The 23882-nt window shown below is 48.9% G+C and carries 26 protein-coding genes and 1 riboswitch; of the genes, 22 read left to right on the forward strand and 4 right to left on the reverse strand.

From position 1 onward, the window contains the following. Positions 1–10 precede the first annotated feature (10 nt). The 11 genes from B0H94_RS11540 (at position 11) to B0H94_RS11590 (ending at position 9828) form a co-directional block, all read left to right on the forward strand. A complete protein-coding gene (locus tag B0H94_RS11540) occupies positions 11–532 on the forward strand; it encodes a redoxin domain-containing protein (RefSeq protein ID WP_245893988.1) in 522 nt (173 codons plus the stop codon). A 65-nt stretch (positions 533–597) separates the two neighbouring features. Next, complete coding sequence (locus B0H94_RS11545) at positions 598–1149, forward strand: NUDIX domain-containing protein (protein ID WP_106589424.1); 552 nt, start codon at positions 598–600, stop codon at positions 1147–1149. Further along, positions 1142–2302: an endonuclease Q family protein gene (locus tag B0H94_RS11550; RefSeq protein ID WP_106589425.1), complete on the forward strand. Its 1161-nt coding sequence runs from the start codon at positions 1142–1144 to the stop codon at positions 2300–2302. Before B0H94_RS11545 ends, B0H94_RS11550 begins: the two co-directional genes overlap by 8 nt. A 53-nt stretch (positions 2303–2355) precedes the next feature. Then, positions 2356–2994, forward strand: a complete 639-nt coding sequence (gene spoIIM, locus B0H94_RS11555; protein WP_106589426.1) for a stage II sporulation protein M — start codon at positions 2356–2358, stop codon at positions 2992–2994. Between the two features lie 110 nt (positions 2995–3104). Further along, entirely contained in the window at positions 3105–3593 is a 489-nt protein-coding gene (fur, locus tag B0H94_RS11560; RefSeq protein ID WP_106589427.1) for a ferric iron uptake transcriptional regulator, read from the forward strand. A 717-nt stretch (positions 3594–4310) separates the two neighbouring features. Further along, positions 4311–4412, forward strand: a riboswitch (purine riboswitch). A gap of 135 nt (positions 4413–4547) precedes the next feature. Next, positions 4548–4700, forward strand: a complete 153-nt coding sequence (locus tag B0H94_RS15245) for a hypothetical protein (RefSeq protein WP_181315384.1) — start codon at positions 4548–4550, stop codon at positions 4698–4700. Positions 4701–4714: 14 nt separating this feature from the next. Continuing rightward, positions 4715–5602 (forward strand): site-specific tyrosine recombinase XerD, encoded by an 888-nt coding sequence (gene xerD / locus B0H94_RS11570; protein ID WP_106589429.1) that lies wholly within the window; start codon positions 4715–4717, stop codon positions 5600–5602. A gap of 33 nt (positions 5603–5635) precedes the next feature. Beyond that, a complete protein-coding gene (deoB, locus tag B0H94_RS11575; RefSeq protein ID WP_106589430.1) occupies positions 5636–6835 on the forward strand; it encodes a phosphopentomutase in 1200 nt (399 codons plus the stop codon). Positions 6836–6847: 12 nt separating this feature from the next. Beyond that, entirely contained in the window at positions 6848–7684 is an 837-nt protein-coding gene (locus tag B0H94_RS11580; protein ID WP_106589431.1) for a purine-nucleoside phosphorylase, read from the forward strand. Next, entirely contained in the window at positions 7684–8508 is an 825-nt protein-coding gene (locus tag B0H94_RS11585; protein ID WP_106589432.1) for a purine-nucleoside phosphorylase, read from the forward strand. Before B0H94_RS11580 ends, B0H94_RS11585 begins: the two co-directional genes overlap by 1 nt. A gap of 18 nt (positions 8509–8526) precedes the next feature. Next, positions 8527–9828 carry a pyrimidine-nucleoside phosphorylase gene (locus tag B0H94_RS11590; RefSeq protein WP_106589433.1) on the forward strand — a complete coding sequence of 434 codons (1302 nt, stop codon included), beginning with the start codon at positions 8527–8529 and terminating at the stop codon, positions 9826–9828. 79 nt (positions 9829–9907) lie between these two features. Here the strand turns inward: B0H94_RS11590 and B0H94_RS11595 are convergent, their stop codons facing one another. From B0H94_RS11595 to B0H94_RS11605, 3 genes are read right to left on the reverse strand one after another with little or no spacing between them, the layout of a single operon-like run. Continuing rightward, entirely contained in the window at positions 9908–11509 is a 1602-nt protein-coding gene (locus tag B0H94_RS11595; RefSeq protein WP_106589434.1) for an ABC transporter permease, read from the reverse strand. After that, a complete protein-coding gene (locus tag B0H94_RS11600) occupies positions 11502–12398 on the reverse strand; it encodes an ABC transporter ATP-binding protein (RefSeq protein ID WP_427909950.1) in 897 nt (298 codons plus the stop codon). The genes B0H94_RS11595 and B0H94_RS11600 overlap by 8 nt, the downstream gene beginning before the upstream one ends. Continuing rightward, entirely contained in the window at positions 12398–13024 is a 627-nt protein-coding gene (locus B0H94_RS11605) for a TetR/AcrR family transcriptional regulator (protein ID WP_106589436.1), read from the reverse strand. Before B0H94_RS11605 ends, B0H94_RS11600 begins: the two co-directional genes overlap by 1 nt. 533 nt (positions 13025–13557) lie before the next feature. On the opposite strand from B0H94_RS11605, the gene B0H94_RS11615 reads away from it, so the two are divergent. The 10 genes from B0H94_RS11615 to lysA all read left to right on the forward strand — a co-directional run bounded on the left by B0H94_RS11615 (position 13558) and on the right by lysA (position 22101). Further along, positions 13558–14721 (forward strand): D-alanyl-D-alanine carboxypeptidase family protein, encoded by a 1164-nt coding sequence (locus B0H94_RS11615; RefSeq protein ID WP_245893990.1) that lies wholly within the window; start codon positions 13558–13560, stop codon positions 14719–14721. Between the two features lie 103 nt (positions 14722–14824). Beyond that, positions 14825–15178, forward strand: a complete 354-nt coding sequence (gene spoIIAA, locus B0H94_RS11620) for an anti-sigma F factor antagonist (protein WP_106589438.1) — start codon at positions 14825–14827, stop codon at positions 15176–15178. After that, positions 15178–15618, forward strand: a complete 441-nt coding sequence (gene spoIIAB, locus B0H94_RS11625) for an anti-sigma F factor (protein WP_106589439.1) — start codon at positions 15178–15180, stop codon at positions 15616–15618. The genes spoIIAA and spoIIAB overlap by 1 nt, the downstream gene beginning before the upstream one ends. 12 nt (positions 15619–15630) lie before the next feature. Further along, positions 15631–16380 (forward strand): RNA polymerase sporulation sigma factor SigF, encoded by a 750-nt coding sequence (sigF, locus tag B0H94_RS11630; protein WP_106589440.1) that lies wholly within the window; start codon positions 15631–15633, stop codon positions 16378–16380. A gap of 446 nt (positions 16381–16826) precedes the next feature. Continuing rightward, positions 16827–17423, forward strand: a complete 597-nt coding sequence (locus B0H94_RS11635) for a trimeric intracellular cation channel family protein (RefSeq protein WP_106589441.1) — start codon at positions 16827–16829, stop codon at positions 17421–17423. Positions 17424–17599: 176 nt separating this feature from the next. Then, a complete protein-coding gene (locus tag B0H94_RS11640) occupies positions 17600–18223 on the forward strand; it encodes a stage V sporulation protein AA (RefSeq protein WP_106589442.1) in 624 nt (207 codons plus the stop codon). Beyond that, the gene (locus tag B0H94_RS11645) at positions 18193–18627 is read left to right on the forward strand and encodes a stage V sporulation protein AB (RefSeq protein WP_245893992.1); all 435 of its coding nucleotides are present in this window, start codon (positions 18193–18195) and stop codon (positions 18625–18627) included. Before B0H94_RS11640 ends, B0H94_RS11645 begins: the two co-directional genes overlap by 31 nt. A 57-nt stretch (positions 18628–18684) precedes the next feature. Continuing rightward, the gene (gene spoVAEA / locus B0H94_RS11650) at positions 18685–19248 is read left to right on the forward strand and encodes a stage V sporulation protein SpoVABEA (protein WP_106589443.1); all 564 of its coding nucleotides are present in this window, start codon (positions 18685–18687) and stop codon (positions 19246–19248) included. Beyond that, complete coding sequence (locus tag B0H94_RS11655) at positions 19245–20714, forward strand: spore germination protein (RefSeq protein ID WP_106589444.1); 1470 nt, start codon at positions 19245–19247, stop codon at positions 20712–20714. Before spoVAEA ends, B0H94_RS11655 begins: the two co-directional genes overlap by 4 nt. Before the next feature lie 67 nt (positions 20715–20781). Beyond that, a complete protein-coding gene (gene lysA, locus B0H94_RS11660; protein ID WP_106589445.1) occupies positions 20782–22101 on the forward strand; it encodes a diaminopimelate decarboxylase in 1320 nt (439 codons plus the stop codon). A 470-nt stretch (positions 22102–22571) separates the two neighbouring features. On the opposite strand, the gene B0H94_RS11670 is transcribed toward lysA, so the two are convergent. Further along, positions 22572–23525, reverse strand: coding sequence for a nuclease-related domain-containing protein (locus B0H94_RS11670; protein WP_106589447.1), 954 nt, complete (start codon positions 23523–23525; stop codon positions 22572–22574). Positions 23526–23672: 147 nt separating this feature from the next. Between B0H94_RS11670 and B0H94_RS15035 the strand changes: the two genes are divergently transcribed. After that, a partial coding sequence (locus B0H94_RS15035) for a hypothetical protein (protein WP_219899790.1) occupies positions 23673–23882 on the forward strand: 210 nt, incomplete at its 3' end.

Consider the following 23882-nt stretch of genomic DNA (forward strand, 5'->3'; position numbering starts at 1 on the left):
AGCATGATTTGTGTCAAGACGAGCGCTATCTGTTCTGATTTTAGCCATCGCAGCACTTGCGGTGGGCTATACAGTTTATACAAATGTCATGACCGCGACCCCAGGCGTTGAAGAAGGCGACGAGGCAGCCGATCATACGCTGCCGATGCGCGATGGGGAAGAGCGTAGTTTTTCAGATTACGAAGGTGATGTCGTCGTGTTGAATATGTGGGCTTCCTGGTGTGAACCGTGCCGTGATGAAATGCCGGCCTTACAGGAACTGCAGGAAGACTTTGAAGATGACGGCTTATCCGTCGTTGTTGTAAACATGGAAGAACTAGAACGAGATCGTGACACCGCGCTAGCATTCTTAGATGAGTTTGATATCCATTTAGATGCGTTATTTGATGAAGACGGTGAGGTTGAAGAACAATACAATGTGCGGCGTCTGCCGGCAACTTACATTTTAGATCGTGACCTCGTGATCCAGGATGTTATCGTTGGTGAAGTAACTTATGAACAAATGGAAGACCGCATCGCACCACACTTATAACGTGATCAGGGGCTTGGCCTATAGCTATGCGGCGGATGAAAAAATATGAAAAGGGGCACTACAGCATGCGCGATTTAACAGAAGAGACGATGAACAAAGAGACGATTTACGAAGGCCGTGTTTTTAACGTCGAACTCCATGACGTTAAACTGCCAAACGGCGAAACGAGCCGGCGCGAAGTCGTTAAGCACCCAGGGGCGGTGGCCATTGCCCCTGTCACGAGTGACAACAAAATTTTGCTCGTTCAGCAGTTTCGTAAGCCGCTTGAAAAAATGATTTACGAACTCCCGGCAGGTAAGCGCGAAGCAGGTGAAGAAGCAGCTGTCACTGCCCGGCGTGAACTTGAAGAAGAAACCGGCGTTTCAGCTGAAGCCTTGCATTGGGTGACGTCTTTTTATACGTCGCCAGGGTTTGCAGATGAGTTGATTGATATTTACACCGCCGAAGGATTAACGACAGGTGAGGCGCATACAGAAGAGGACGAGTTTGTAAATGTCGTGGAGCTTTCACTTGAAGAAGCGGAAAAACTCGTGGAAAACGGTGGGATTCATGATGCAAAAACGGCATTTGTGATTCAATACTTGCGGCTGCAGGAGATGAAAAACCGCCTTGGTTAAGCCGGTTTTTGCCGATTTGCACGTGCATCTCGGAGAAGCACCGGACGGGCGGCCGGTCAAAATTACAGCTTCATCGCAAATGACAATTGAACGCGTCGCCTCCTTTGCAAAAAATGCGAAAGGGCTCGATGTGATCGGTGTAATCGATGCGCATGTACCGTCTGTGCAAACACGTGTAGAAGAAAAGCTTGCAAGCAGCGCTTGGACGTCTTATCACGACGGCGGGATCGATGCAGGTGGGATAACGCTCATTTTAGGGGTGGAGCTTGAGCTTGCGTTTCATGGCAGGTTGTTTCATTTTCTTGCTTACTTTAAATATCTAGACGATATTAAAGCTTTTACAAACAATTATTTGCAGACACGAGTAAAAAACCTTACGTTAAGTACTCAGCGTGTGTATGATACGCCGGAAGCGGTACTGAAAGCTGTACGTGTTCATGGCGGTTTTGGGGTCGTTGCCCATGCGTTCACCCCCTTTAAAAGTTTGTACGGAAATGCGGTCGAGCGCTCGATTGAAGAAGTGTTTCCTAAAGAAATCCCGGATGCAGTGGAAATTGGTTTAAGTGCTGACGCTGTCATGGCTGACCGTTTAACAGAGCTGCACAAATTTCCGTTTCTTGCGAATTCTGATGCCCACTCCCTTGAAAATATCGGCCGCGAATATCAAGAACTCTACGTTCAAGCGCCGACATTTCAAGGCGTCATCTCTGCCATTCAAAACGGTGGCGTCAAAGCTTATTGCGGTTTGCAGCCTTTACTTGGGAAATATTACGACAGCGCTTGTGCGGCGTGCGGTACGAAACTTTCAGAGAGCGCACCAAATAGCTGTTCATTTTGTGGGAGTTCCAAGGTGATTCAAGGAGTGAGGCACCGGCTTGAGGAACTTGCTTGTGAGAATACTGTTGAAGTCGCGCGTCCGCCTTATATTCATCACGTGCCGCTGAAAACGTACCCCGGCATTGGTCCGAAAAGGCTGGAGCGCCTCCGTGAGCACGTCGGCCCGGATCTGTATGTGCTTCATGAAGCAGAAGAAAGAGAGCTTAAACAAGTGCTTCCAAATGAAACGGCTGCGATGATCGCCCGTAAAGATGTAGCCATCGAAAGCGGCGCAGGTGGCACGTACGGAAAAGTAAAACGGACAAGTTCATCATAACCCTCCAATTCCTGCCATACAATGAATCATCGGCAGGTGAAGGAGGGACAAGGGTGAAAAGAAACTGGACGCGCTGGTTGGAGTCTCACGTTTTACAACACCGATCGCTATATATTTTTACGACCGTTTTATTATTTATGGGCATTATTTTCGGCGCAGTTGTTGTTAATAGTCTCGGGCTTGATCATAAACAGGATTTATACGTTTATCTGCGTCAGTTTTTCGGCCAAGTCTCCGAAGGACAAGTGGCATCATCAAGCGATATTTTTATTCAAACGATGACGCATCATTTCATGTATACAGGCGCGATGCTGCTCCTTGGATTGAGCGTGATCGGTGCGCCGTTTATTTTGCTGTTGTTATTTTTTAAAGGTTTAGTCGTCGGTTTTACGGTTGGTTTTCTCGTCCATCAAATGGGAATTTACGGGTTTGCGATGGCGTTTGTCGGGATTTTTCCGCAAAATGTGCTTATTGTCCCGATTCTCATTCTCACTGCTACATTATCAATCTCAATATCATTCCGGTTGATCCGTCGCCAGTTTTTTGGCCGGCACGCCGGCCCGCTTGCACCTTTATTTTATCAGTTTGCGATCCTTTTTCTCGCCGGTTGGGTTGGTTTGTCAGTCGCAGCAGCTTATGAAGCATTTGCCGGCCCGGCTTTAATGCGTCTCATGAATGAATGGCAGTTGTAACTTTCGAATTATAATAATTACAATCAAATAATTATGACAATCTATCGTTTGACACACCGCTTTGACGAATCTATAATAATAATCGTGATAGGTGCCGGGAGGGGGAAACGATGGAACATCGCATTGAGAAGATTAAAAAGCAATTGCAGTCGCAAAGTTACAAATTAACGCCGCAGCGTGAAGCGACCGTGCTTGTGCTGCTTGAACATGAAGAAGATCACTTAAGCGCTGAAGACGTTTATCTCCTTGTGAAGGAGAAGGCTCCGGAAATCGGGCTTGCGACCGTCTATCGTACACTTGAATTATTAAATGAACTTGAAGTTGTAGATAAAATTAATTTCGGCGATGGTGTTTCTCGTTACGATCTTCGAAAAGAAGGGGCAAATCATTTTCACCACCATCTCGTTTGCATGGAATGCGGTGCTGTTGATGAAATTCAAGAAGATCTCCTCGGTGATGTGGAAAGCATTGTAGAGCGCGATTTTCAGTTTAAAATTAAAGACCACCGCCTGACATTCCACGGGGTGTGCCACCGTTGTCAAACTGAAGACACAGCCGCTGCTTCAGAGACAGAAGAAACAGAGTACTCCTCAAAGTAAACGAGCTTGTTCTTTTTGAAGAATAAGCTCGTTTTTTTACGCCCTAGTAGCTAAACGAAGTCTCATTTAATTTGACTCGTCACAAGTTACAGACCAGTTGAAAGCTAAAATGCCTAATTGGTTTTCGGTAACAATGCCGTCATTATTGCTGCATTCCGTTACAGCGGTACTGTAACCGTGATAACTAAACGCTGAACCAATTAGAACCGTAAGTAGTAACATCGATGAAATGATTATCATACGTAAGTTTTTCAGTTTCATAAATTCACCTCAAAGGGAAGTCATTTTTTGCTAGAAAGATTTGCTGGAAAGAAAATATTGTGAATGAGGCTGTTCAGCACTTCGATACGCCTTAAAATTCAAGTATATAGCGTAGCTGCCTGTGAAAATGATGAACAAATGCCACATACCAAAAGGGATGTCCACGTAGAAGTTGTAAAATAAGAGGCACGCAATGACTGTAGCCATAATTGCAATCATATTGTGGGTTATTTGGCCCAAGCAGATCCCACCTCACTCTAGTTATGAATTGTTTCAAGTATAACACGTGCATTTTACAATTATAAGGGGATTGAAATTTCCAAAAAAGTAATTGTGGCATTGCCCGCTAGTTTCCTGCGCAAGCGAATGTGTAAGTTCAACCTGCGCTCAAAAAATTTTCTCTATCATTGATAAAAGTTTCAGACTTGCATCACGTGCTGAAGTTTAGTATAAAAGTAAGTGAACAGAGTCAAAGTTCGTATAACCTGGACAATACGGGTCCGGGGTGTCTATCAGGAACCGTAACATTTCCTGGCTACGAGCTTTCCGCAACCTAGGCGGAAGGCTTGTAGCCATTTTTACGTGCTGCATGATTTCAAAACGGGAATTTTGATAGCGGTGCACTGTGGCGTATAAATTTTTTCTTTTTCACCGTAAGCTGTACAAAAGCAACGTGGTAAGGAGGAGACTTTTATGCGGCGCATGTTACGCGGGACGGTGCTACTGCTCGTTTTTTTGTCGGCAGTGTTTTGTTTTTATTACAGCCTCGCCTGGTTTCTTGATGAATATGAAGGTGATGAGCGGTTTGAACCTGATGAACAAAGCGAACTTGTAAAACTGAAGTGACGGGGGTGCGGGCTTTGCAGGACGAATTAGACGATTTTTTTCATTACATACGTGTGGAGCGTGGATTAAGTGATCACACTGTTCGCTCTTATGCAAGAGACCTCAAAGGGTATCAACAGTTTTTAAAAGCAGAGGGTTATACGTCCTGGCAGCAAGTAACCGCTTCGGATGTTTCGGCGTACATGACCCGGCTGCACGATCGCGGTAAATCACAGGCCACACTTGCGCGTTTAACGTCCTCGGTTCGTTCGTTTCACCAATTTCTCGTTCGGGAAAAGAAAACTGACTATGATCCTTCAGAACAACTTAAACAGCCTCGAACTGAAAAGAAGCTGCCGGAAGTTCTCCGGCCGGATGAAGTCGATGCGTTGTTAGAAGCAGCTGACGGGGTAACCCCACTCGCGCGCCGGAATAAAGCCATGCTTGAATGCTTATATGCGACAGGCTTGCGCGTTTCTGAACTTTGCGGGTTAAACCTTGGGGATGTTCATCCGCAGATGGGATTTGTCCGCGTGTATGGTAAAGGGCAGAAAGAACGGATCATTCCAATCGGTAAGCCGGCATGTGAGGCGATTGAGCGTTACGCTGGCACCGCCCGGCTTGAATTGATGCGGAACAAGCGGCACGAGAAGCTGTTTGTCAACAGGCTCGGCACGCCGCTCAGCCGGCAGGGCTTTTTCAAAGTCATTCGGCAAATGGCAGGTGATGCAAAGATTGAAAAGCATATTACGCCGCACACCCTCCGCCATTCTTTTGCGACCCACCTGCTTGAAAACGGTGCAGATTTAAGAGCTGTACAGGAAATGCTCGGGCACGAAGACATTTCCACAACCCAGCTGTACACCCACTTATCTAAAGGGCGTTTAAAAGACATTTATAGCGAACATCACCCCCGGGCTTAAATGAAATCAATTTGAAAGGAAAGGATGATGAACATGCAACGTTATCCGTATAATCGTGTGTTTTTAATTGTGATGGACTCAGTTGGTATTGGTGAAGCAAAAGACGCAGCCGCTTACGGTGATGAAGGTGCAGACACACTTGGAAATATTGCTAAGCGTATGAACGGCCTGCAGCTGCCAAACCTCGAAAAGATGGGGCTCGGCGCGATTAAACAGGCGCCCGGCATTGAAAAAGAAGCGAACCCAACGGCATTTACCGGCATCATGCACGAGCGCTCTCAAAGTAAAGATACGATGACCGGCCACTGGGAGCTGATGGGGCTTTATATTGATCAGCCATTCCGCACATTCCCAGACGGCTTTCCGCCGGAGCTCGTTGAACAGCTTGAAACGTTGTCCGGACGCGGTGTGATCGGCAACAAAGTCGCATCTGGTACAGAGATTCTTGATGAACTTGGCGAAGAACACATGAAAACCGGTGACTTAATCGTTTATACATCAGCAGATTCTGTACTCCAGATTGCAGCTCACGAGGACGTTGTACCGGTGGAGGAACTTCACGACATTTGTGAAAAAGCGCGCGCGATCACGTATGAAGATCCGTACATGATCGGTCGTGTTATTGCTCGTCCGTTTGTCGGAACAGGAGCCGGCGCATTTGAACGGACACCAAACCGTCACGACTATGCGCTCAAGCCATTTGGTCGCACTGTCATGAACGATTTGGCAGATCAAGGCTTCGACTCGATCGCACTCGGGAAAATTACCGATATTTATGACGGTGAAGGCATTACCGAAACGGTGCGCACGGATTCAAATGAAGACGGTATGGATAAATTGATGGACAGCGTGAAGCAGTCATTTACTGGCCTCAGCTTTTTAAACCTCGTTGATTTTGACGCGAAATTCGGGCACCGCCGGGATGTGGAAGGATATGCAAAAGCTTTAGAAAACTTTGATGCCCGCCTGCCGGAAGTTTTAGAAGCACTTGATGAAAATGATCTACTCTTGATTACAGCGGATCACGGAAATGACCCGACGCACCACGGTACAGATCACACCCGTGAAATTGTACCGCTCATCGCGTATTCTCCGTCCCATACCCGGGCAGGAGACCTCGGCGAGCGCGATACATTCGCGGATGTAGGGGCAACCATTGCGGAAAACTTCGGTGTTTCTATGCCGCCAAACGGCACCAGCTTTTTAAATGAATTGAAAGCAACGCGTCAATAAGGAGGAAACAACATGTCATTAGTTGAAAAGCGCGACGAAGCGGTGCGCTACATTCAAAGCGAATTAAGCGAAACCCCGAAAACTGGTTTAATTTTAGGCTCCGGCCTCGGGGTGCTTGCAGATGAAATTGAAGATGCAAAAGTCTTTGCTTATGAAGATATCCCAGGCTTCTCCGGCTCTACAGTTGCCGGTCATGCCGGACGCCTCGTTGCCGGACGTTTAAAAGGCGAGCCGGTTATTGCGATGCAGGGCCGCTTTCATTATTATGAAGGCCATGATATGAAAACCGTCACATTTCCGGTACGTGTGATGGCTGCCCTCGGTGTGGAGACGCTTGTCGTTACAAATGCGGCCGGCGGGATTAACGAATCATTCAACGCTGGTGATCTCGTTATCATTGAAGATCAGATTAACATGATGAATGACAATCCGCTCATGGGTAAAAATGATGAAGCACTAGGTCCACGCTTTCCGGATATGTCCACAGCGTATGACCCTAAGCTTGTGGCACTTGCTGAAGCTGCCGGGCATAACGCCGGGGTAGCGCTGCAAAAAGGTGTTTATGTCGGCAATACCGGCCCAACGTACGAAACACCGGCGGAAGTACGCATGCTTGCAACGATCGGCGGTGACATGGTCGGCATGTCCACCGTGCCGGAAGTGATTGCGGCGCGTCATAACGGCCTCCGCGTTCTCGGGATTTCCTGCATCTCCAATATGGCAGCAGGCATCCTTGATCAACCGCTCAGCCATGATGAAGTGATTGAAACGACAGAACGCGTTAAATCCGACTTTTTAAATGTAATGAAGAGTGTCGTCACGAAATTAAACGAAGAAGGTGAAAATTAATGAAAGATATGAAAGTACACGTGCATGAAGCTGCAAAGTCCCTCCAACAAAAGTTGAACAACGAGCCGAAAGTCGGCTTAATCCTTGGTTCCGGTCTCGGCGATTTAGCTGAAGAAATCGAAAACCCTGTGAAAACAAAATATGAGGACATTCCTCATTTTCCAGTGTCGACGGTTGAAGGCCATGCTGGACAACTTGTTGCCGGTTCCCTTGAAGGCCAGGAAGTCATTGCGATGCAAGGGCGTTTTCATTATTATGAAGGTTACAGCATGCAGGATGTTACATTTCCTGTCCGCGTCATGAAAGAGCTCGGTGTGGAGAAGCTGATTGTTACAAACGCCTGTGGTGGCATGAACCCTTCTTTTCAGCCAGGTGACTTAATGATTATTGAAGATCATATCAACATGACCGGCGACAACCCACTCATGGGGCCAAATGATGAAGAGCTCGGCCCGCGCTTTCCGGATATGTCCACGGCGTATTCCAAAGAGCTGCGTGACATTTGCGAAAACGCAGCAGAATCGATCGGCTTCAGCATGCAAAAAGGCGTTTATGTCGGCATTTCCGGACCAACGTTTATGTCTGCAGCGGAATTGAAAATGCTGCGCAAACTTGGCGGCGACACCGTCGGCATGTCCACAGTGCCTGAAGTGATTGTTGCCCGCCACGCCGGCATTGAAGTACTAGGCATCTCCTGCATCACGGATATGGCTGTAGGTGAAGAGATTGAAGGCGTGAGCCACGATGAAGTGATTGAAACAGCGACAAAAGCAAAGCCGCGTTTCATTCAGCTAGTGAAACAAACACTTTCATCGCTTGCTTAAAAAAGGGGGACACAAACGATGCGCATGGTGGATATCATTGAGAAAAAGCGCGACGGCCATCCGTTAACAGAAGAAGAAATCCGCTGGTTTACAACGGAATACAGCGCCGGAAACATCCCGGATTATCAAGCATCTGCCCTTGCCATGGCGATTTACTTTCAAGGTATGACGGATGAAGAAGCTGGCGCATTAACGCTTGAAATGGCAAAATCCGGTGATCAGCTCGACCTTTCTGCAATCACGGGCACAAAAGTTGATAAGCACTCCACCGGCGGAGTGGGAGATAAAACGACATTTATTTTAGGCCCGCTCGTTGCAGCACTTGATGTGCCGGTAGCAAAAATGAGCGGCCGCGGCCTCGGTCATACCGGCGGCACGATTGATAAATTAGAGGCGTTTACCGGCTTTGAAACCGAGATCAGCCAGGAGCAGTTTATCGAGCTTGTTAACAAAAATAAATTGGCACTCGCCGGGCAGTCCGGCAACTTAACGCCGGCGGATAAAAAGCTGTACGCCCTTCGCGATGTAACGGCCACAGTGGACTCGATCCCGCTTATTGCAAGCTCTGTTATGAGCAAAAAGATTGCGGCCGGCTCTGATGCGATTGTGCTCGATGTGAAAACCGGCTCCGGCGCGTTCATGACGGACGAAGACGATGCCCGCGCCCTTGCAAAAGCCATGGTCGATATCGGCAATTCCATCGGCCGCGATACGATGGCAGTCATCTCCGACATGAATCAGCCGCTCGGGCGCATGATCGGTAACGCCCTTGAAGTGAAAGAAGCTGTGGAGACATTAAAAGGCGAAGGACCGGCGGATGTGCATGAACTCAGCTTAACCCTTGCGGCGCACATGGTCGTACTCGGTGGCGGTGCGGCGAGCGCCGAAGAAGCCCGAGACCTGCTGGAAAAAGCGATCCAGGACGGCAGCGCCATTGAAGCGATGAAAACATTTATTGCAGCACAAGGCGGCGATCCGTCAGCTGTAGATGACCCTGAGCTGCTTGCAACTGCAAAAGACCGGGTAGCCGTCCCTGCACCGAGTTCCGGCTACGTGACCGAAATGCATGCCGCACAAATCGGGCAGGCGGCAATGCTTCTCGGCGCCGGCCGGGCCACACTCGATGACGAGATCGATCACGCTGTCGGGATTGAACTTGAAGCAAAAATTGGTCATTACGTGCACGAAGGTGACACCATTGCCTGGCTGCACGCGAACAAAGATGACACAACAGCGATCCGTACAATGGTTCAGGAAGCGTACACGTTCTCTGACCAACAACCGGATGCGCGCCCGCTCATCTTCGACACGATCCATTAATGATTAGAAAAGCCTCTGCCGGCTCGACCGGCAGAGGCTTTTAAGGTTTAGAGAGGCATGTAGAGGCAAGCGTTGTGCTTTAATCCAAATCCCGCCGGCGGTACAGCCAAGCGCCGAGCGCTGCAAAAATAACCGCCGCAGTCACCATTCCAACCAGGGGAAGTGCTGCCACATCTTCAGCCGGATATTCCGGGACGTACCCGTATGGTGTAGTGTAATCCATGCCATCAGGAAATTGAAACAGTTCTCCCATATAAATGACAATGTAGCCATACAACAAGTAGACCCAGATGAGTGGCGAGAGCGCAGGCGAAACGCCGAGAATGAGGGCAGCCAAGCCGAGCATGACTGCGAGCGCTGGCACAAACACGAGGGCAGCAGTAAATACAGCACCGAAGGTAAAACTTTCTTCCATTGTGACCGCTGCCGCTCCCCACAGCCCGGCGGCTGCAGCGGTAAGCATGATGATACTCGTGATCATGCCTGTAGCGACATAAACTCCGTATACGCGCAAGCGTGGAACCGGCAGCGTATACAGCGCTTCGAGCCGTCCGCGTTTTTCTTCAGACTTCAAACGAAGGAGTGAAAGCAGCGTCGGAATGCTTGCGGCAACTGCGAGTACAGACATAAACATCGCGAGAAACTGATCAATGAGTGCTGTATCACCTTCAGCAGCGATTAATACTTGAATGATTTCAACTTCAGCAAAAAATGTTTCGGTTTCACTTAAAACAGAACCGTACACCGCGCCAAGCAGGATCATCCCAAGCGCCCAGAACATCCAGCTTGTGCGCTGCAGCCGGAAGACGAGGCTGAAAACGGATGTTAAAAAGCGTCCGCCATCTCTCCGGCCGGCGCGCGCAGGAAGCATGCCGGCACCAGCATCGCGGCGGCGGTGCAGCTGCAGGGCGGAGAATGCAAAAATTACAGCTGCTGCTACCGGTAAGAAAAGGTACAAGGCGTGGTCTTCTACATACACCTGCATCTCCTGCAGCCAGCCGAAGGGGGTGGCGTATAAAAATGTTTCATTGACGGTGTCACCGACAGCACGTAGTCCGTAAAAAGCAACGAGGCCTGTGACCGAAAGTCCGAGCGCACCGCGTGAACTCTCAGCTGCCTGGCTCACAAACAGCGTAAGCGCAGCAAAGAAAATACCGGCCGTTCCAATGGCAGCACCGTATAAAAATGAGCTGCCGGCGGTAATGCTTTCAAGCTGCAGCACCGTAAGCCCGGCGCCAGTGAACAAAGCAATCAAAATGTTAAGCCCGCTCACATACAAAAGCGCTGCCCCCGGCACTGCAAGGCGACCCACCGGGAGTGCGCCGAGCAGCTCTAATTGTCCGTCCTCTTCCTGTGCCCGGGTATGGCGAATAACGAGAAGTATGCTCATGACGCCTGCCGTAAGCGCGGTCATGCCGAGCATTTGATGGGCAAGCATGGCACCGTACGTATAATCATCGAGGCCGTGCCCTTGACCGATCAACGCCGTTGTTGCCGGGTTAACCATCGTCTGCGCGACTGCCTGCCGTTCTTCAGCTGAAGCATATAAATCAACAAATGAGAGCGCTACGGCAAGACTCGTAGCTGTCAAAGCAAAGAGCCACAGGGGTGCCCGGAGCCGGTCGCGCCGGAGGATGAAGCAGAAAATTGCAAATGTGCCGCTAAACAGCCGCTCATTCATGCGTTTTCCCTCCCTCCTTCGTGTCATAATGCTGCATAAACAAGTCCTCAAGTGCAGGTGGTGCACTATTTAATTGCATGATGTCAAATTCAGCAAGGTGTGCCATTACTGAAGATAGTTTTTCAGTATCTACTTGAAATGAAGTTTGCGCACCACTTTCGGTGAGGTCATACACCCCGGAAAACTCCGCAAGTCCAGTTAAAGGCGTTGCGGTTTCCACCGTCACCTGGGTTCGGGTTAAATGCCTCATCTCACTGAGCGTACCTTGTTCAATCACTTCACCTGCACGAATGATGGCCACCCGGTCGCACAATTTTTCCACTTCCGATAAGATGTGGCTTGATAGCAGCACACTTTTACCAGCTGCCCGAGCTTCAGCAACACAAGCTTGAAACGTCTGCTCCATAAGCGGATCAAGGCCTGAAGTCGGTTCATCAAGAATATAAAGATCAGCGTTTGAGGCAAATGCAGCAATAAGCGCAACCTTTTGCCGGTTACCTTTCGAGTACGTGCGGCACTTTTTCGTTGGATCAAACTGAAAACGTTCGATCAGTTCATCACGCTTTTCTTTCGAGAATCCACCGCGCAGCCGGCCGAACAAATCAATCACCTCGCCACCGGTTAAATTCGGCCATAAATTCACATCCCCCGGCACATACGCAATCCGCCGGTGAATCTCCACGGCATCGCGCCACACATCCTGCCCGAAAATTTCAGCGCTCCCTGCATCAGCTTTCATTAAACCGAGCAGCACCCGGATCGTCGTTGACTTGCCGGCACCGTTTGGCCCGATAAACCCGAAAACTTCCCCCGGCTTCACATCCAAATCAACACCGCTGAGTGCATGAAAATCCCCGAACGTTTTCTTCACACCCTTCATTTCAAGCATCATTCAACCCCCTTCTTTTGATAAAAACTTGTGCGCAGTACCTCAACATATGCAGCAAACTCACGCCAAGTGGCGTCAACGTCAATGTCTTCAGGCGGCATTTGATTCAGCCGGTTTTTTAAGTCTGCTTCATATCCTTCAAGTGCCCATTGAATAAGGTGAAATGCTTTATCGCGATCAATATCCGTACGGAAAAATGATAAATCTACGTCTTGATACAGCCGCCCATGTCCTTCGGTATAGATCTTTTGATATTTCTCTTGTAAATGAGGGGGCAGCTTTTCTAAATCGCTTGAAAAAAGGGTCGTTAAAAAGTGAAATACATAAGGTGATTGCTCCATCACCTTCATCTTAAGTGCTGTCGTCTCTTGCAGCCGGCGGATAAAATCAGGCTCAGTTACATCAATCTGTTGTAAAAAATCTTCCGCCACAAAAGTCATACTTTCTTCAGCAAGGGTGGCGAATAATTCGTATTTGTTTTGAAAGTAGTAAAAGAGCATCCCTTTGCCGATGCCAGCTTCTTTCACAATTTGGTTTGTTGACGCGCGCTCGTAGCCTTCCTGGGCAAATATTTTCATCGCCGCCTCACGGATCAGCGCCTCTTTATCAGCTGCCTTTTTTGTCATCGTTCCACCTGCTTTTATCGTTTTAGACCACTTTGGTCAATTTAAATATAGCAAAGTAGACCACATTGGTCAATTGAAATTTTCGTTGGGTTGTAAGGCACGATCTCGAGGCGTCGAGGCACGATCTTGAGGTGGCGAAGCACGATCTTGAAGCGGCGAGGCACGACCTTGAAGCGGCGAAGCACGACCTTGAAGCGGCGAGGCACGACCTTGAGGGGGCGAGGCACGATCTTGAAGCGGCGAAGCACGACCTTGAAGCGGCGAGGCACGACCTTGAGGGGGCGAGGCACGATCTTGAAGCGGCGAAGCACGATCTCGAGGGGGGCGAAGCACGATCTCGAGGGGGGCGAAGCACGATCTTGAAGCGGCGAGGCACGTTTTCAGGGCTGTGAGGCAAGCTATCAGGGTGATGAAGTACGGTCTTGAATCCGACATAAATCGAAAACGCTAGAAATTTATGCCATGAATCATGAAAAACATGTATAAATTTACCTGTGTCCACCGAAGCTGTAGTTAAAAACGGAGGAACGGCTATGACGATAACACGTTGGATGATCAGTGCACTTTTTATAATGCTTCTTACTTTAGGAGCGGTATCCACTGCGTTTTCTGCAGAACGCCCGATCGATATTGAGGCAAAGTCACTCATCTTAATGGAGATGGATACAGGGGAAGTGTTAATTGAAGAAAACAGCGACGAAGCATTTCCACCGGCATCGATGACGAAGATGATGACGATGCTGCTTTTAATGGAGGCGATTGAAGCAGGAGATGTCAACTTTGAAGATGAAGTTACGGTTAGTGAAAAAGCCGCTTCAATGGGAGGATCGCAAATTTTTCTTGAAGAGGGCGAGACGATGATTGTTCGCGATTTATTAAAAGCGATTGCGGTAGCTTCTGGGAATGACGCCTCTGTTGCTGTTGCTGAACATCTTGCAGGTTCTGAAGAAGATTTTGTTGAAATGATGAATGAGAAAGTAGATGAGCTTGGCTTAACGCACACCCAGTTTCAAAACTCCAACGGACTGCCGGCAGACGAGCATTACGCGAGCGCCCATGATTTAGCAGTCATTGCCCGCGAGCTTATGCGTCACGAAGGCATCACTTCATTTACGAGCATTTACGAAGATTACTTACGTCAAGGGACAGATGATGAATTTTGGCTCGTGAATACAAACAGACTCGTGAATTCGTACGAGGGAATGGACGGAGTGAAAACCGGGTTTACCCGTGAAGCGAAGTACGGATTGGCCGCCTCAGCCAAGCGGGGTGACGCCCGCTATATTGCTGTTGTAATGGGGGCGGACTCTCCGAAAGAACGTAACCGCCACATTACAGATGCGCTGGATTATGCGTTTGAAACATTTGAAGTGCACCCACTCATTGAGAAAGGCCGCGTGATTGGAGCAGAATCAGTCTCGAAAGGTATGAAAGAAACCGTTCCATTAAGAGTAAAAGAGCCGGTAAGTGTACTTCTTAAGCGAGGGGAAGGTGCTGATGACATTGAAGAGCAGCTGCTCATCGATGAAGAAATCGAGGCACCCGTTGTCGAAGGAGAACCCCTTGGTAAGCTGCAGCTGACGAAAGACGAAGAAACAGTAGCAGATGTGCCGGTGCTTGCAGCTGAAGATGTTGAAAAAGCGTCTTTGTGGCATTTGTTCCAGCGCTCGCTCAGCCGTTTGAGCGGCCTTCGGTAATTGTGAAGCTTTCACACGAGTTTTGTCAGGCGTGCAGGAGTTTTCCAAGCTTTCGTGAATCAAGTAAAGGCAGCGGGAATTTATACATGTAGGGGGAAGAAAAATGAGTTTTGATGTCACGATGGAGCAAGTCAAAGATGTGCTTTTGGTACGAATTTCCGGTGAACTGGACCATCATACAGCAAGCCGGCTGCGCGAAGACATGGATGCGAAGTTACAAGAAAGTGGGATTGTGCACGTCGTATTAAATGCAAGCGAGCTTTCGTTTATGGACAGCTCCGGTATCGGTGTTGTGCTCGGCAGGTATAAACAAATCGCAGCCCGCGGCGGACAAGTGTATGTATGTGAGATCCCGCCGCAGGTGGAGCGGATCTTTGAAATGGCCGGCTTGTTTAAAGTCTTGAAAAAAGAGGAGAAAGAAGCTCGTGCGCTTCAAGAATTGGGGGCAGCTTCCTGATGACAAATGAAATGAGCATTACATTCAGTGCTGTAAGTGAGAACGAAGCGTTTGCCCGGGTGAGTGTTGGCGCGTTTGTAAGCCAGCTCGACCCGACGATGGATGAAGTTACTGAAATTAAAACGGTGATCAGCGAATCCGTCACAAACGCGATCATTCACGGCTACAATGAAAACCCGGCCGGCAACATTACCATTTCAGCCTGGCTCGAAGACGGGCTTGTCACATTAACCATTACAGACGAAGGAAAAGGGATGCAAAACGTAGATGAAGCAAGAGAACCTTTATTTACGTCACGCCCGGAACTTGAGCGTTCAGGCATGGGCTTTACAATTATGGAGAACTTCATGGACGAAGTGGCGGTGCATTCTGTTCCGGAGAAGGGAACGACCATTTACATGAAAAAACATGTCGCCAAATCAAAAGCGCATTGTTCATAAAGGGTGATCGTCATGCAAACAGATGTACGTCAACCGCCGCTTAAAGATGAAGTCATTCGTCAATTGATTCAAGATAGTCAATCCGGCAGTCAAAAAGCGCGTGACGAGCTTGTTCATGCTAACACACGGCTCGTCTGGTCCGTTGTCCAACGCTTTTTAAACCGTGGTTATGAAGCGGAAGATTTGTTTCAAATCGGTTGTATCGGGTTGATGAAGTCCATTGATAAATTTGATCTGTCATATGACGTGAAGTTTTCAACGTATGCTGTGCCGATGATTATTGGTGAGATCCAACGGTTTATCCGAGATGACGGAACGATGAAAGTGAGCCGTTCTTTAAAGGAAATGAACCAAAAGATCCGGCGAGAGCGCGATGCAAAAACGAAAGAAACCGGGCGCGAACCGACGGTCAATGAACTTGCTGAAGCGCTTGGGCTCACTCCCGAAGAAGTTGTTTTCGCCACTGAAGCAGGCCGGCATTTATCATCGCTTCACGAAACGGTTTATGAAAATGATGGTGATCCGATCACTTTAATGGATCAGCTTGCTGATGCAGAAGATCAAGGCTGGTTTGAAGGGATTGCCCTCCGCGAAGCCATTGAAGATTTAAATGAGCGTGAACGCTTAATTGTACTGCTCAGATATTACAAAGATAAAACCCAGGCTGAAGTCGCCGGCCGCCTCGGTGTTTCGCAAGTGCAGGTCTCGCGCTTAGAGAAAAAGATATTAGAAAAGATGAAAATGTATATGGGTGAATCGTGAGGCCGGAAAAACTATACGATAAATTTAAACTTTAATTTTTATTCATAATAAGTGGGTTTCATCAATCGTCACATGAGAATAAAAACCGAATCATGAACGTGACCTTCACTTTAGACGGACGCTTTCCCGAGGGCTTGGCTTCAGCTAACTTGTTCGATTAGATTTCCAATCGAACAAGTGGATCTTCAGCTTGCGCTTGATTCGCTGGGAGTCGCCGTCTTTCGTTACGGTCACTTTTACATTTAAGGATCATCAATCATTTCCAATGGATCGGGTTCCTTTGATTGCTCAAGAAGTGTCACGATGAAACTGACTTATAATCCAAGCGTGTCAAGCCTTTAAGGTTTGGTACGCTTATTTTTTATGCACAAAATCATGGCTTGAGGTGAATGATATGTTATAAAGAAAAGGATGGAAATGATGGTGCAGGAAAGTAGGGAGAGCTCATGTGGGAAGTCTTAAATATGATTGGTACCATCGCTTTTGCATTAAGCGGTGTCAACGTTGCCTTAGAAGAACGCTATGATTTAATGGGCGTTTATATTCTCGGGTTTATTACCGCGTTTGGCGGCGGTGCGGTGCGAAACATCTTAATCGGGGTGCCGGTATCTGAACTTTGGGCGCAGGGGACGTTGTTTACGATTGCATTTATCGTTATGACGATTGCGTTTATTTTTCCGCGCATGTTGAAGTGGACACTGCTTCGCCGCGGGGTGTTTTTTGATGCGATCGGGCTCGGCGCATTTTCAGTCCAGGGGGCGCTTTATGCCCAATCAATGGGGCTGCCGCTAAGTGCCTCAATTGCAGCAGCTGCACTTACCGGAACCGGCGGCGGTATGATCCGGGACGTCCTTGCCGGAAGAAAGCCGCTCTTTTTGCAGAAGGAAATTTATATTGCTTGGACACTCATCCCCGGCCTCACGGTTGGGCTCGGCTGGCTTACCGGCCCGGTGGAAGTGTTGTTGATCGTTGCAGCTGTTGTAACCCTCAGGCTTTGTTCCGTTTACTACGGCTGGTCGCTGCCACGCCGATTTCAGCATTGATCAATGCTCGTTGTAGAAAAATGAACCTCTAGCTATGTGGCGTAACGATTGTTGCGTCATTTTTTTATTGGATTTTTAAACACGCGTCTGCACCTTTTCGGTATTTTTCAATGTATGAAGCTGTCAACATATCACATACTACATTTGACAAGGATGCAAAAGGGGTGTGATGCCGTATGGCGCAGACCGTGTTTCTTCAGCTCCGCCCGCGTTTAGAAATTGACCCTCAAGATGTGCACGTGTTCGTCAAAGATATTGCAAAAATCGAAGCGCCGGCGCCGGATAAAGAAGCAATCGAAGCTTTAGAGGTAGATGCGGATTTTCAAACCGGTCGTCCGGTTGTCGTTGATGTTATTCAACTCGTCCGGCTCATTCGGATGCATGAACTTGCTGACGACGTGCAGGTGTCGGGTGCGGCGCATTGCGTCATTTTACGTGAGCCCCGGGTGAAAAAAGAAAATTACGGCTTGTTTGTGTTCGTCTGGCTCCTTTTATTTATTGGATCCGCCCTTGCGATTATGAATTTTCATGAGGATGTGAGTATGGCAAGTGTTCATCAAAAAATGTATTTTGCTTTAACCGGAAAAGAAGCAGAGGAGCCGCTCCTTTTACAATTTCCATACTCGCTCGGACTTGGTGCCGGCATGATTCTTTTTTTCAATCACGTTTTTAAAAAGCGAATCAACGACGAGCCGAGCCCGATTGAAATTGAGATGTTCAACTATCAAGATGACATCGACCGTTTCGTTGTAGAAAACGGCGGTTGGGATTGGAAAAAGTCATCACGCTCGAAGCGTTAGCTACAGTACTTCTCGGACTCGGCGGAGGGCTTGCGGTCGGAAGCGGATTGGTTGCTTTTATATCTGCGCTCGGCATCATTCCCCGGCTTGTACAGATCGCAAAATGTTACAGCCGGCTCGTGCATCTTGAATGGGCAGTGATCAGCGGTGTGCTTTTCGGAAGTATTATGACTTTGACGGATGCTCACTTAGCGCTTCCGGAAGTGGTCGCTGTGATTCCAGGATTTTTTGCCGGCATGTTTGTCGGGATGCTTGCGGCGGCGTTAACCGAAGTTTTAAATGTGATGCCCGTGCTTGCCAAGCGTCTTGGGGTAGATCAAGGGATTTTTGCTTTTTTATTTGCGATTGCACTTGGTAAAGTGTTAGGTTCCTTATTTTTCTGGTTCGTTTATGTAACGCTGTAAGTGAAAATTGAAACTTGTTTTTTTAGATGTGATGCAGAGAAAGGAGGAGCAGTGCCGATGATGACCCCGGTCATTTTGATCACAGATGGCGATCTTTATGCGCGCAAGGCTGTAGAAACTGCAGCAAACAACTTGCACGCCTCGTGTCTCGCGAAGTCTTCCGGCAACCCAACGTTACGAACGGCTGAAGACTTGCTTGCTTCACTTCCATACTGTGAGCCTCATCCAGTTTTTTTGTTGTTTGATGACGCAGGAACTTCAGGTCCGGGGCCGGGAGAGACGTGTCTTGAGATCGTGGTGAAATCAGAAAAGACAGAGGTTTTAGGGGCGCTCGCTGTTGCATCAACATCACACCAAAACGATTGGTGCCGGGTGGATTTCTCCATCACAAGGTTTCAAGAGATTACAGCTTACGGCGTTGATAAAGAAGGTTTTGCGGAGCTTGAGCTGCAGCGGGTGCGCGGTGATACGCTGTATAACCTTGATCAATTAAATATCCCAGTGATCTGCGGCATTGGTGACCCGGGTAAGATGGGGCGATGGGATGCACCTGAGCGGGGCGCGCCGGTAACCACCGCCGCGTTAAAAGAAATTTTACACAGGAGCGGGTATACATCATGAGTGAAACGAAAAATAAACAACCGCTTTATGAAAAGTTGGAAGCTAACAAAAAAGAAATGATTGACCGACTCGGGATTGGAACGACATTTGATGTCGGTATCCGAAGTTTTCAAATTTGCGGTCGTGAGCTGCAGTTGTACTTTGTGCAGGGACTCGTTGAAGACCGGCACATCATTGAGATTTTAGAGCAACTGATGCGGCTTGACGACGAGCAGGCGCCACGTAATGTACAAAAAGCCGTTGAGGAGCGGCTCCCGGACGTGCAGGTGGAGTATAAGGAGACATTTGAAGACTGCATTACCGAATTATTGTCCGGTCTGCTCGTTATTTTCATGGAAGGAAAAGACGAAGCTTTTATTATAGATGTTCGTTTTTATCCAGGGCGCACGCCTGAGGAGCCGGATACAGAAAAGGTCGTTCGCGGCTCCCGTGATGGCTACACAGAAAATATTATTGAAAACACAGCACTTACACGCCGCCGGGTGCGCGATGAGCGGCTTCGGAATGAAATTATGCGCGTCGGCCGCCGCTCGCAAACCGATATTTGCGTCTCTTATATTGACGGCGTTGCTGACCCGGACTTGGTCGATATTATCAAAAAAGAGCTTGAAGCAATCGATGTGGACGGCTTAACGATGGCTGATAAAACGGTGGAAGAATTTTTAGTGAAACAAGGCTACACACCGTTTCCACTCGTTCGGTTTACAGAACGCCCGGACGCCGGCGCCCAGCATTTATTTGAAGGGCACGTCCTGATCATGGTCGATGCCTCACCAAGTGTCATTATTACACCGACCACACTGTTTCACCACATACAACATGCGGAAGAACACCGGCAGGCACCGGCGGTTGGCACGTATTTGCGCTGGATTCGCTTTTTCGGAATGATTGCAAGCTTACTCATCGTGCCTCTTTGGCTGCTGTTTGTACTCGCCCCGGATATGCTTCCTGCTGGGCTTGAGTATATTGGTCCGGAAGATGAGCATAACGTGCCGATTTTTGTGCAGCTTATCTTTGCTGAGGTCGGGCTTGAACTGTTAAGGATGGCAGCCATTCACACCCCTGATCCGCTAGCAACAGCCCTAGGCCTTGTTGCGGCCCTTTTAATTGGTGAGATTGCCATGGAAGTCGGTCTTTTCAGTGCTGAAGTCATTTTGTACGCCGCCCTTGGGGTCATCGGGACGTATGCAACGCCAAGTTATGAGTTCAGTGTGTCAATGAAAATGATGCGTTTATTCTTTATTTTCATGATTGGGTTTTTCCAAGCCCCTGGGTTCGTCGTCGGGGCAACATTATTATTTATTTGGCTTGTCAGCATAAAGTCGCTCAATAAACCATATTTATGGCCATTCCTGCCGTTTGATCCGCTTGCGATGCGCGATTTATTTGTCCGCCGGGCCGTGCCAAACGAAAAGGTTCGTCTTCGGATTGCAAACCCGAAAAACCGGGTAAAACAAGGGTCTTAAGCTTTTCTCCATCAATCGCTCATGTTACAATAACCTTTATGATTACAGAGCGAAGGGGCAATCGCGTATGAAGCTTCAAGGAACGAGCAGAATCAATGAACAAGGTCATTTAGAAATTGGTGGTAAGGATACCGTCGAACTTGCAGCATCGTTTGGTACGCCGTTATTTGTTTATGATACCCAAATGATCCGCGAGCGGGCGCAAGCGTTTCACGAAGCGTTCCGTGCGCAAGGTGTAAATTATCAAATTGCATACGCGTCAAAAGCGTTCAGCTGTTTAGCAATGCTTCAGCTCGCCGATGAACTAAATTTAAGTTTGGATGTTGTTTCCGGCGGCGAGCTTTACACGGCACTAGAAGCTGGCTTTCCGATGGAGCGTGTGCATATGCACGGCAACAATAAAGCACCGGAGGAAATTGACATGGCTGTCGCAAATGGTGTCGGCTGCTTTGTTGTGGACAACTTCCACGAGCTTAAGCTGTTAAGTAAAGCCGCTCACAGCCACAGTAAGACGGTGAATGTGATGCTGCGGACGACCCCGGGCGTGGAAGCACACACGCATGATTATATCTCCACCGGACAGGAAGACTCCAAATTCGGCTTTGATTTATCGAGCGGGCAGGGCGATGAAGCTGTTGCTGAAGTACTCGCTGATCAAGCGATGCACTTGCTCGGGTTTCACTGCCACATCGGCTCCCAAATCTTTGATACGACCGGTTTTGTGATGGCGGTTGAAAAGCTGTACAGTTATATCGCTTCTTGGGATGAAACGTACGGGTACGCGCCTGAAGTGGTCAATGTTGGCGGCGGCTTTGGCATCCGTTACACAGAAGATGACGACCCGCTCGCCCCGGGCACGTATATTGAAGACGTCATTGAGGCCGTTGCGCGCGAAGCAAAACAACGTAACCTTTCAATGCCGGAAATCTGGATTGAGCCGGGCCGCTCCCTCGTCGGAGAAGCCGGTACAACACTTTATACGCTCGGTTCGGAAAAAGATATTCCAGGTGTGCGCCGCTACTTGTCCGTTGATGGCGGTATGACTGATAATATCCGGCCGGCTTTATATGAAGCGGCGTACGAAGGGATCATTGCTAACCGGGCCGATGAGCCGGCGAAAACGAATTACGCCATCGCCGGAAAGTGCTGTGAAAGCGGCGATATGCTCATGTGGGATCTGCCGCTTCCAGACGCTGTCGCCGGCGATTTACTCGCTGTCTTTTCCACCGGTGCCTACGGCTACGCAATGGCGAGCAATTACAACCGAGTGCCGCGCCCGCCGGTTGTCTTCGTCGAAAACGAAGAAGCCCGCGTCGTCATCCAAGGCGAATCCTACGCTGATCTGATCAAACTCGACCAGCCGCTTCACGCACCAGTTAAAGCATAAACGATCATGCCAACCCCCGGCGTCAAAGACACCGGGGGTTTTTATTACCGACCACACGCACAGAGGTGTGGACCACACGCACAGAGGTGTGGACCGCACGCACAGAGGTGTGGACCGCACGCACAGAGGTGTGGACCGCACGCTTAGAGGTAGGGACCGCACGCTTAGAGGTGTGGACCGCACGCTTAGAGGTAGGGACCGCACGCTTAGAGGTGTGGACCGCTCGCTCAGAGGCAGGGACCGCACGCTTAGAGGCAGGGACTGCTCGCTTAGAGGTAGAGACCGCTCGCTCAGAGGTAGGGACCGCTCGCTCAGAGGTAGAGACTGCTCGCTTAGAGGTGGAGACCGCGCGCTCAGAGGTAGAGACTGCTCGCTTAGAGGTGGGGACCGCTCGCTCAGAGGTAGAGACTGCTCGCTTAGAGGTAGAGACTGCTCGCTTAGAGGTAGGGACCGCTCGCTCAGAGGATTTCTTACTTTAACCAATAAACGCCATGTGAGGCACTTGGTTTTGGTGGATTGGCGAGAGGTTTGAGCAGCCGGCGGCATGTGTTACGGCTTTCCAAGTTAAGGAGGTAGCGTGCTTCGCGATTTGAGATACGTGATCCGAACATTGCTTTAAAATCTTGAATGGCTGGGATGTGAGCATACGGGTTCCCGTAGTCACAATGCGTACACTGCCAATTACGGCGTAACCAAAGCATCCCTTGCTTTCCGCAGGAAGGACAGAAGATACCAGTATTAAGGTGGTTAAGGGTAATGTGATGTTTTTCGGTGTAGTTATTGCAGGCGGGACAATTGGTTTTGTGCAGATGGTTCAAGTATCGATTCAGCTCATTGGAGGAAATTGTGGCCGGGTGGTCGGGGTGTAAATGATCTCGCAAGTGTCGGGTTAAAGTGTCGCGGCTTATGATGTGGTTGTGGAGTTCAGCGTCTGGAAGTGGTCGGAGATACGCCTCGCGGTGGGTAAATACGACGAAGGTTTTCACCGGAATGGCAGGAAGTCCGTGCTCTGCGGCCCAATCGTGAAATTGCGCAGCTTGTTCTTCAACTTGTAAAAGCGGGTTTGGAAAATAGTCATACTCACCATCGTAACAACGCTCGAGCGGACTGTCTCTAGTCTCCAGCCGGAGCTCACCCCGCCAGTGCTTCACTTCAATGATCACCGCATGCGCATGATGAAGAATCAAAAGGTCTATCTGCACAAATTCATCACGAACTTTAAGACGAAGGTCCTGGAAAATTTGCGTATGTGAAGTGAAACGCTCCAAAAGCCGCGTCAATGAAAATTCCCCATAAAATCCGGCGGCGATGCTTCTATACTCATGCATTAGCACTTCATACGCAGGGTGATCCACCGAAAGCCAGCGTTGCAAAGCTTCAAGCTGCTGCAACGAGTCCGGTTTCTGTAATCTTTTTTGAAACATGAAGACCTCCTTTTCAAATTGAAAATTTCAAAGCACCCTCTAAGCTTAGCAAAAATTGAAGAAAATGTCGCTCAAAACTTTTAGCGATGAGAGGATCATGCGCAGGGAGACCGCTCGTTCAAAGGTGTGGACAGCACGCTTAGAGGTGTGGACCGCTCGCTTAGAGGTGTGGACCGCTCGCTTAGAGGTGTGGACCGCTCGCTTAGAGGTGTGGACCGCTCGCTTAGAGGTGTGGACCGCTCGCTTAGAGGTGTGGACCGCTCGCTTAGAGGTGTGGACCGCTCGCTTAGAGGTGTGGACCGCTCGCTTAGAGGTGTGGACCGCTCGCTTAGAGGTGTGGACCGCTCGCTTAGAGGT

It is taken from the genome of Salsuginibacillus halophilus (assembly GCF_003014715.1).
GTDB lineage: Bacteria > Bacillota > Bacilli > Bacillales > Marinococcaceae > Salsuginibacillus > Salsuginibacillus halophilus.